The sequence below is a fragment of the Streptomyces sp. AcH 505 genome, from assembly GCF_000818175.1.
Taxonomy (GTDB): Bacteria; Actinomycetota; Actinomycetes; order Streptomycetales; family Streptomycetaceae; genus Streptomyces.
In genome coordinates, this window is sequence record NZ_JTIY01000001.1 from 4550336 (window position 1) to 4559825 (window position 9490).

At 71.5% G+C, this 9490-nt stretch carries 9 protein-coding genes, 1 pseudogene and 1 riboswitch; of the genes and pseudogenes, 6 read left to right on the forward strand and 4 right to left on the reverse strand.

The genetic code is table 11. The annotated features are described in order from the left end of the window. From HY68_RS20785 to HY68_RS20795, 3 genes and pseudogenes are all read right to left on the reverse strand, one after another. A pseudogene (locus HY68_RS20785) lies at positions 1-205 on the reverse strand (cobalamin biosynthesis protein); the annotation flags it as partial. A gap of 32 nt (positions 206-237) precedes the next feature. Next, positions 238-372: riboswitch (cobalamin riboswitch) on the reverse strand. 113 nt (positions 373-485) lie between these two features. Continuing rightward, entirely contained in the window at positions 486-683 is a 198-nt protein-coding gene (locus HY68_RS20790) for a hypothetical protein (RefSeq protein WP_041991036.1), read from the reverse strand. Positions 684-695: 12 nt separating this feature from the next. Then, a complete protein-coding gene (locus HY68_RS20795) occupies positions 696-1934 on the reverse strand; it encodes an inorganic phosphate transporter (RefSeq protein ID WP_041991038.1) in 1239 nt (412 codons plus the stop codon). Positions 1935-2141: 207 nt separating this feature from the next. On the opposite strand from HY68_RS20795, the gene HY68_RS20800 reads away from it, so the two are divergent. The 3 genes from HY68_RS20800 (at position 2142) to HY68_RS20810 (ending at position 5521) form a co-directional block, all read left to right on the forward strand. Next, positions 2142-2792, forward strand: a complete 651-nt coding sequence (locus tag HY68_RS20800; RefSeq protein WP_041991040.1) for a class II aldolase/adducin family protein — start codon at positions 2142-2144, stop codon at positions 2790-2792. A gap of 81 nt (positions 2793-2873) precedes the next feature. Next, on the forward strand, positions 2874-4001 hold the full coding sequence (locus HY68_RS20805) for an alpha/beta hydrolase (RefSeq protein WP_041991042.1): 1128 nt from the start codon (positions 2874-2876) through the stop codon (positions 3999-4001). A gap of 224 nt (positions 4002-4225) precedes the next feature. Then, positions 4226-5521: a hypothetical protein gene (locus HY68_RS20810; protein WP_041991044.1), complete on the forward strand. Its 1296-nt coding sequence runs from the start codon at positions 4226-4228 to the stop codon at positions 5519-5521. Between the two features lie 65 nt (positions 5522-5586). Here HY68_RS20810 and HY68_RS20815 read toward each other — a convergent pair whose 3' ends face one another. Continuing rightward, complete coding sequence (locus HY68_RS20815; RefSeq protein ID WP_041991045.1) at positions 5587-5988, reverse strand: VOC family protein; 402 nt, start codon at positions 5986-5988, stop codon at positions 5587-5589. 255 nt (positions 5989-6243) lie between these two features. On the opposite strand from HY68_RS20815, the gene HY68_RS20820 reads away from it, so the two are divergent. The 3 genes from HY68_RS20820 (at position 6244) to HY68_RS20830 (ending at position 9376) form a co-directional block, all read left to right on the forward strand. Beyond that, positions 6244-7842 carry an ABC-F family ATP-binding cassette domain-containing protein gene (locus HY68_RS20820; RefSeq protein WP_041991046.1) on the forward strand — a complete coding sequence of 533 codons (1599 nt, stop codon included), beginning with the start codon at positions 6244-6246 and terminating at the stop codon, positions 7840-7842. Between the two features lie 375 nt (positions 7843-8217). Next, positions 8218-8439, forward strand: coding sequence for a helix-turn-helix domain-containing protein (locus HY68_RS20825; protein ID WP_006123601.1), 222 nt, complete (start codon positions 8218-8220; stop codon positions 8437-8439). Positions 8440-8584: 145 nt separating this feature from the next. Continuing rightward, positions 8585-9376 (forward strand): enoyl-CoA hydratase/isomerase family protein, encoded by a 792-nt coding sequence (locus HY68_RS20830; RefSeq protein WP_041991051.1) that lies wholly within the window; start codon positions 8585-8587, stop codon positions 9374-9376. Positions 9377-9490: the final 114 nt, after the last annotated feature.

A 9490-nucleotide genomic window follows, 5' to 3' on the forward strand; every position in this document is an offset into this window, starting at 1 on the left:
TGGCGCCCGTGACACACACCGCCGTGTGCAGGGCGCCCCAGCCCCGGTGGTCGCGCCACAGGACGCGCTCGACGGCGCCTGCGGAGCGGCCGAAGGCGGCGACGGGGTGTCCCCGCCGTGGGTCGGCGAACAGCAGGTCGGCCAGGAGTCCGGCGGTGGCGCCGTAGGCGAAGACCCGCTCGGCGGCTGAACCGCGGCCAGGCATGGCGAAGTGTCCTCACTCAGGGTCCGCGCCCCGGCTCGACGTGAAGCGGCGGCGAGAGTTCCTGGCTCCTGGGCGCTGCGCTCTCCCAGTGACAGTGGCGGGACCGCGCCGGACTCGCACCGGCTTCCTCTGCTTGCCACCGCGGGACCGGCGCGAACCGGTCCCTTTTGGCCTCGGCAGTCCACCACGCTGTGAGAACAGCCGTCAACTCACCCTTGACCTGCGGTCGAGGGTGAGCGGGACGGTGCGGTCGGGGACAGGGGCAGGGCCAGGGGCCGGGTCAGGCGACGATGAGGAAGATCCCGTACGCGACGGCGGCCGCGCACAGGGCGAAGCAGGCGTACGCGCCGGACACGGCGGTCGCCGAGCCCTGCTTGGAGAGGCCGATGACCCCGAGGGTGAACAGGCCAACCAGCGCGACGGTGGCCACGAGGCTGACCCCGAAGACGGAGCCGAGAGCCGCCCAGTCGATTTCCATGCTGTTCCGTCCTTACGCCGTGGCCGAGGCCGCTGTGGTGGGAGCCGCCGCGGTCGCGGCCGTGGTCGCGGCCCCGGGGACCGGAGCGGGGGCCGGGATGGTGGCCGACAGATCCTGCGGGAGTCCGACGGACACCGGAACCACGTCGTCCGTACCGCCGACCACATTCGTGGCGTCGACGGGCCGGCGACGGGAGGCCCGCCAGATCACCGCGGACACCAGGATGAGCAGCGCGGCGACGACGGCGACGCCCCAGGGGCCCCGTCCGGTCAGGAACTCCGCGCCCGCCGCGACCAGACCGGCCGCGGGCAGTGTCAGACACCAGGCGACGGCCATCCGGGTCGCGGTGGACCAGTGGACCACCCCGCCCTTGCGGCCGAGCCCCGCGCCCATCACGGCACCGGAGCACGCCTGAGTCGTGGAGAGCGAGAAACCGAGGTGGGAGGAGGCCAGGATGACGGTCGCGGCACTGGTCTGGGCCGCGAAGCCCTGCTGCGGCTTGAGGGTGGTGAGTCCGGTGCCCATGGTGCGGATGATGCGCCAGCCGCCGAGGTAGGTGCCGAGCGCGATGGCCGTGCCGGCCGAGACGATGACCCACAGCGGCGGGTTGGACCCGGGCGCCAGCACACCGCCGGTGACCAGGGCGAGGGTGATCACACCCATGGTCTTCTGCGCGTCGTTGGTGCCGTGGGCGAGGGAGACCAGGGCGGCGGAGGCGATCTGCCCCGCCCGGTACCCCTTGGCGGTGTCCTTCTCGTCGGTGTGCCGTCCGATCCGGTACGTCAGACGGGTGGCGGCCGTCGCGGCGAGCCCCGCGACGACCGGCGCCGCGAGCGCAGGGATGAGCACCTTGGTGACGACGACCCCGCCGTTGACCCCCGACGTACCGACGGACATCAGGGTGGCGCCGATCAGGCCTCCGAAGAGGGCGTGCGAGGAGCTGGACGGCAGGCCCAGCAGCCAGGTGAAGAGATTCCACAGGATGGCGCCGACGAGTGCGGCGAAGATGACTTCGGTCCTGATGCCCTGTTCGTTGATGAGGCCGCCGGAGATGGTCTTGGCGACCTCGACCGACAGGAAGGCGCCGACGAGATTGAGGGCGGCGGACATGGCCACCGCGATCTTTGGCTGGAGAGCGCCGGTCGAGATGGTCGTAGCCATCGCGTTGGCGGTGTCGTGGAAACCGTTCGTGAAATCGAACACGAGAGCCGTCGCGATCACGATCGCGAGCAGCAGCGTGAGGTGCTCCATGCCGTTCAGGCAATCGAATAAGAGTGAACGGAAGATGAACTAGGCAGGTATTTGAGGTGTCTCTCCACGGGGGAGGCCACGGACCGCACCGCACTGCCCGAATTGCGGCCCGCCTGACAGGATCTGCGCATGACAGAGCACCGGACACAGCCGCCTCCGCCAGGGTCGCGGCCACGGCCCCAGCCACGCTCGCGGCAACGGACCTCCGTGGACGACGACGCGGTCCGGCAGGCCTGGCAGGACGTCGTCGCCACCGCCCGCAGGACGGCCGCCGAAGGCCTCGTCGTCGGCACGTCGGGCAACGTGTCGGCCCGCGTCGGCGATCTCGTCCTCGTCACCCCGAGCGCGGTGCCGTACGACCGGCTGACCCCCGACGACACCGTAGCGGTCCGGCTCGACGGGGAGCAGGTGGCCGGATCCCTGCCGCCGACCAGCGAACTGCCGCTGCATCTGGCGGTCTACCGCAGCACCCCGGCCGCCGCGGTCGTCCACACCCACGCCGTACACGCCACCGCCGTCTCCACGCTCGTCCCCGAGCTGCCGCTGATCCACTACATGGCGGCCGCCCTGGGCGGTCCGGTCCGCGTCGCGCCGTACGCCACGTACGGGACGGACCAGCTCGCCACGTACATGCTCGAAGCGCTCCGCGACCGCAGCGCCTGTCTGCTGCGCAACCACGGCACGGTCGCCCACGGCGCCACCCTCGACCAGGCGTACGACCGCACGGCCCAGCTGGAGTGGATGTGCCGCCTGTGGCTGACCGCGTCGGCGGTGCCGGGACACACCCCGACGCTGCTCTCCGAGGCCGAGCTGGCCGAGGTGACGGAGAAACTGAAGGGGTACGGCAAGCAGAGCTGACCGCCGTGACCGGCCGTGTCGAATGTCACCGGTGGGCCCCGTCCACTGGCGGGCCGGGCCGACGGTCACCACACTGTGAGGGTGCGCCCGGCAACAGCGACGGCAGCAGCCGTCACCACGATGATCGGTGTCGGCGCGGCCGCAGTCGCGGCCGGCCGGTACGCCAGCGACGCGGCGCTCAAGCCGCCGCCCGGGCGCGCCCTGCCCGGCGACCCCCGACTGACCGTGCACGCGACGGCCGCGGGACAGATCACCCTGACCCGCTCCTTCGCCTCCCTGCGCCCCGGCACGTACGGACTCCAGGGCCCCGGCATCCACGCCGTCGTCGGACCTGTGCTGCCCGACGTGGACCACTCCCCGGACACCGTCGTACGCCGTCTTGAGCGCGTCAGCCACGGCAAACTCACCCCGGGTAGCCGGGTGCGGCTCACCCCGCAGGTGCACAGCGGCGACCCGGCGACCGCCCTCGGCCTCGACCACCAGGACATCGAGATCCCCGGCGAACTCGGCATGCTGCCCGCCTGGTTCGTGCCCGGCCTCCGCGAGACCTGGGTGATCACCACGCACGGCCTCGGCACGACGCGCGAACACCCCCTGAACCTCATGGACTTCCTCGCGGCGCAGCGCTTCCCCGTGCTGGACCTCGCCTACCGCGGCGACGCCGGAGCGCCCAAGTCCCCCGACGGGATCGGCCATCTCGGCGACTCCGAATCGCGCGACCTGGAGGCGGCCGTCCGGCACGCGGTCCGGCACGGCGCGCAGAGCGTCCTGCTGTACGGCTGGTCGACCGGCGCCTCGATGGCGCTGCGGGTGGCGACCGACTCCGCCATGGCCGGCCGGGTCAGCGGCCTCATCCTGGACTCGCCCGTACTGGACTGGCAGGCCACCCTGCGGGCCCTGGCCACCGCCCGCCGCACGCCGGGCCCGCTGCTGCCCCTCGCCGTACGCGCGGCCCAGGGCAGGACGGGACTGAGCGGCAACCGGCTGCTGCGCGCCACCGACGCCCGGCACCTGCGGGTGCCGACCCTGATCATCCACGGCCCCGACGACACGCTCGCCCCGTGGGGCCCGTCCCGGCAGCTGGCCGCGCACCGCCCCGAAATGGTCACGCTGCACACCGTTCCGCAAGCGCCGCACGCCGCGATGTGGAATGCGGATCCCGACGGCTACGAAGAGACGCTGCGGCGCTTCCTCACCCCCCTGATGTAACGCCCGGAGCAGCCCGAACGCCGCCGCGTCCACGGCGGTTCCGGGCCCGGCCCCGGCACCCCGCCCCGCCGTCGCCGGACCGATCCGGCAGGTTCCGTTTGGGCTTTCGGGCAGTCACCGGGAAGACTGCCCCCGTGACGTCCCGAAAGCCTGATGAGCAATTGGCGCGCAACTCCAGACTCCGAATCGTCCGTTCGCGGCCGGTGGCCTCGGCGCGACGGGCCGTGACCGACGGGCGGAACCGGCCGGCCCCCCGTCCGCCCGAGGGCACTCCGCCCCAGGCGGAGCTGGCCCGCCAGGCGAGGGCGGTGCTCGCCGACGCCGTACGGATCGCCCGCTGGGCGGCCGTCGACCGGGACCCGGGAGCGGGCAGGCTCGGCGAGCAGGCCCAGGAACGGGCCGCTGCCGCGCTGGAGTTGTCACCCGCTCAGGTGCGCGCCGCGTGGGACCGGGCCAGGCTGGCCGGACTCGTCGAGCTGCACGACGGCGCGGTGCGCCCCGGCTGGCGGCTGCACGCCTGGGACCGCGACGACAGCGCCGTACTGCGCGGCTGGGTCGCGCTCTTCGACGCCTGGTCGCTGGTCCATCTCGCCCCCGCCGACGTCGAACCCGCGACCGTCGCCGAGGTCGTCGAAGCCCTGCCGCAGGTACTTTCCCTCCTCCAGCTCTCGGCCGGGCCCGTGACGGCCCCCGCCCTGCTCGACCTGTTGCGCAAGCGCGTCGCCGAACTCCACGAGGAGCGCTGCGAGGTGCCGTACGGACCCGGCGCCGACGCCGCGGAGGCGACCGCCGTCACCGTCCCCCTCTCGCCGCTGCTGCACTGGGCCCTGGAAGGCCTGGCGTCGGTCGGCGCGCTCACCCTCGGCGAGGGCCAGGCGACCCTCACCCCGCTCGGCAACTGGGCGGTGTGGGTCAAGCTGGAGCAGATCTGCGTCGCCGCCCAGAGCCCGGCCGGCAACATCGAGCAGTCCGCGCAGGAGATGCTCCGCGGCTGCGCCGGCCTCACCCCCGGCCCCGCCCGCGCCGAGTACCGCGCCTGGCTCGCCGCCCGCACGGCGAGCAGCGCCATCAGCGAACTCCTCACCGTCGCACGGGGCGAGGACGCGCTGCTGCGCGGTCTGGCCTTCGAGGCGCTGCGCGTCGTCGGCGCCCCCGCCGAACCCGGCGTACGGGCAGCGGCCGCCGACACCTCACTGCGCCCCTACGCGCTCCTCTGGCTCGCCGAGTACGAGGGCGCCGACCCCGACGACGCCTCCGAGGTCCTCACCCGCGAGGAGTCGACCTGGCTGTGGGTGGACACCGCGGCGGCCGTGGCCGACCACGGCGAGAGCGCGCTGCTGGTGCGCCACCTGGACTCGGCGGTGCAGGGCAACGTCCCCGCGCTCCTCGAAGAGGTACGCGCCGTCGGCCATCCCCGTACGGTCCAGGTGCTGGTCGCCCTGGCGGCGGCGCACCCGGACCCGGCCCTGGCCAAGGCGGTCCGCAGGGCGGCCTTCCAGGTCCACAACGGAGGCGCCTGAGCCCCCGGCCCCGGCCCCGGGCCCCAGGTCCTCCCGCCCGCACCTCGGCCCGCAATCCGGCTTCCTCAGACCTCGGCTCCCGGCGCGTACGTACCGAAGCTCCAGACATTGCCTTCGGCGTCCCGCGCGATGTAGTCACGGGAGCCGTAGTCCTGGTCAGTGGGGGCCATCAGGATCTCCACGCCCTGCTCGACCGCCCGCGCGTGATGCGCGTCCACGTCCTCGATCACGACATAGACGCCGACCGGGCCGCCGTCCCCCATCGCCTTGGCGAAGACGCCCTCCCGGCCCTTCGCCCCCAGCATCACCATCCCGTTCCCGCACGACAGCTCCGCGTGGGCCACCGTGCCGTCCTCGGCCTCGTACACCGCGACTTCGGTGAATCCGAAGCCCTCTTTCAGCGTCCTGATGGCGGCCTTCGGGTCCGCGTACAGAATCGTCGGGTAAATGCTCGGAACCCCGGCCATGTGGACCAGCCCCTTCGCAGACTCGATAGCGCAAGCTCGAATGTGACCTGGATCTCAGTCTCGCACCGACCACCGACAATCCGCCCCCCGTCGCCTGGTCAGCCGGGGGAGGGGCGGCGCGACGTGGCGGGAAGGCAGTCGCGGCGGGCGGTTAGACTGGGCGTCATGGCATTTCTCCTCCTTGTGCATTAGCCGGCGTCGAAGTACTTCCTCCGCCTGTCCTTCCGCCGTCCAATACCGCCCTGGAGTCTTTCCGTGATCACCGCAACCGGTGTCGAACTGCGCGCCGGCGCCCGCGTCCTCATCGAGTCCGCCTCGTTCCGCATCGCCAAGGGCGACCGCATCGGTCTCGTCGGCCGTAACGGAGCCGGCAAGACCACGCTCACCAAGTGCCTCGCGGGTGAGGGCATCCCCGCCGCCGGCACCATCACCCGCTCGGGTGAGGTCGGCTATCTGCCGCAGGACCCCCGCACCGGTGATCTCGACGTCCTCGCCCGCGACCGCGTCCTGTCGGCCCGCGACCTCGACTCCGTGCTGAAGAAGATGCGCGAGAACGAGGAGCGGATGGCGAACGGCAAGGGCGCCACCCGCGAGAAGGCGATGCGCAAGTACGAGCGCCTGGAGACCGAGTTCCTGACCAAGGGCGGCTACGCGGCCGAGGCGGAGGCCGCCACCATCGCCGCCGCGCTCGGCCTGCCCGACCGGGTGCTCGGCCAGCCGCTGCACACCCTCTCGGGCGGTCAGCGGCGCCGGATCGAGCTGGCCCGCATCCTCTTCTCCGACGCCGACACCCTGCTCCTCGACGAGCCGACGAACCACCTCGACGCCGACTCCATCGCCTGGCTGCGCGACTACCTCAAGACCTACCGCGGCGGCTTCATCGTGATCTCCCACGACGTCGAACTGGTCGAGACGGTCGTCAACAAGGTCTTCTACCTGGACGCCAACCGCTCCCACATCGACGTCTACAACATGGGCTGGAAGCTCTACCAGCAGCAGCGCGAGTCGGACGAGAAGCGCCGCAAGCGCGAGCGCGCCAACGCGGAGAAGAAGGCCGCCACGCTGAACTCGCAGGCCGACAAGATGCGGGCCAAGGCCACCAAGACCGTGGCCGCGCAGAACATGGCCCGCAGGGCCGAGCGGCTGCTGTCCGGCCTTGAGCAGGTGCGGATGTCCGACAAGGTCGCCAAGCTGCGCTTCCCCGAGCCCGCCCCCTGCGGCAAGACACCGCTGACGGCCGAGAGCCTGTCGAAGTCGTACGGCTCACTGGAGATCTTCACCGATGTCGACCTGGCCGTCGACAAGGGCTCACGCGTGGTCATCCTCGGCCTCAACGGCGCGGGCAAGACCACGCTGCTGCGGCTGCTCGCGGGCGTCGAGAAGCCGGACACCGGACAGGTGACCCCGGGGCACGGTCTCAAGCTCGGCTACTACGCCCAGGAGCACGAGACCCTCGACCCCGAGCGCACGGTCCTGGAGAACATGCGCTCGTCGGCCCCCGACCTCGATCTGGTCGAGGTCCGCAAGACCCTCGGCTCCTTCCTCTTCTCCGGCGACGACGTCGACAAGCCGGCCGGGGTGCTCTCCGGCGGTGAGAAGACCCGGCTCGCCCTGGCCACCCTCGTGGTGTCCGCCGCCAACGTGCTGCTCCTCGACGAGCCGACGAACAACCTCGACCCCGCCAGCCGCGAGGAGATCCTCGGCGCGCTGCGCACCTACAAGGGCGCCGTCATCCTCGTCACGCACGACGAGGGCGCGGTCCACGCGCTGGAGCCGGAGCGGATCATCCTGCTGCCCGACGGGGTCGAGGACCTGTGGGGCGCCGACTACGCGGATCTTGTCGCGCTCGCCTGAGCCACGGCGATGCCCGTCCATCCCGCTGATCCAGGCTGATCGACTCCTTGTCGATCATTCGTATGGATCATTCGGCTGAGCGGTGATCCATCATCTGAGTGAGGGCGTCTACTCTTCCGGCGTGGCAACGCGTCGATCAGGCCTTGATCGTCCTTGTTCTGGCGTTTTCTCTGACACGCGCCGCTGACCTGGCATTTTTCCGGAAAATTCGAGCAAGATCCGTTGGTGCGACGTCTGGAATAGTGGATTCCGTTCGTGCTGGAGCCTTGAAGTGAGCCAAAGCTCGTCGTACGGACCTTGCCGAATGGGTGGCCAGGACGCCCCGGAGGGGTGATCATGAGAAGTCCAGAGCGCACTTCCCATGAGGAGGCACGGGTGGCCGAGACTCTGAAGAAGGGCAGCCGGGTAACCGGCGCCGCGCGCGACAAGCTCGCGGCAGACCTGAAGAAGAAATACGACTCCGGTGCGAGCATCCGGGCGCTGGCCGAGGAAACCGGCCGCTCCTACGGATTCGTCCACCGGATGCTCAGCGAGTCCGGAGTCACGCTGCGGGGACGCGGCGGAGCCACGCGAGGCAAGAAGGCCGCTTCGGCCTGACGACCGAGCGTCGCTTCTCCGGCCACCGGTTCGGACGGTGGCCACCCGGTCGGTCAAGCGATCACCCGGGTGGTTACTGTGCAGTCACTTAGCTCCATGCGTGCTTCGCTGACTGCGCGCCGTCTGCCCGAACCGGAGGCGTCCCATGACTTCACTCGATCCCCTACTCGACAAGGACGGCGTACGGCTCACTGTCGATGACGCCGTTGCCACGGTAACGCTGACCAATCCGGCCAAACGCAACGCCCAGTCTCCCGCTCTGTGGCGGGCGTTGACCGAGGCCGGAACGGCACTGCCGGGCAGTGTGCGGGTCGTCGTGGTGCGGGGCGAGGGCAAATCCTTCTCCGCCGGCCTCGACCGGCAGGCGTTCACCCCTGAGGGCTTCGACGGCGAGCCGTCCTTCCACGACCTCGCGCAAGGTTCCGACGCGGACCTTGACGCGGCCATCGCCGGCTACCAGGCCGGATTCACCTGGCTGCGGCAGAGCGACATCGTGTCGGTCGCCGCGGTCCAGGGCCATGCGATCGGCGCCGGATTCCAGCTCGCGCTCGCCTGTGACCTGCGGATCGTCGCCGAGGACGTGCAGTTCTCGATGCGCGAGACAAGCCTCGGCATCGTTCCCGACCTGGCCGGCACCCATCCGCTGGTCGGGCTCGTCGGCTATGCCCGCGCGCTGGAGATCTGCGTGACGGGCCGCTACGTGCAGGCGGCGGAGGCCGAGCGCGTCGGCCTCGCCAACCTGGTGGTGCCCGAGGCCGAACTGGACGCCGCAGTACGGGACTTGGCGGCCGCGCTGGTCGCAGCGCCGCGGGACGCGGTCATCGAGACGAAGGCGCTCCTGCGGGGCGCTTCGAGCCGTACGTACGACGAACAGCGCGCGGCGGAACGCGCGGCCCAGGCCCGCCGCCTGCGCGACCTGGCGGGCCTCGGCGACTAGCCGGCCGGGCACGGCCCAGGGCGCGCCCTCGCTTCCCTTCCCGGTCACTCCCTTCCGGGGCGCTCCACCGCCGTGATCACCACGGCCACCGGAAGGGCGCCCGGTACGGCTGGC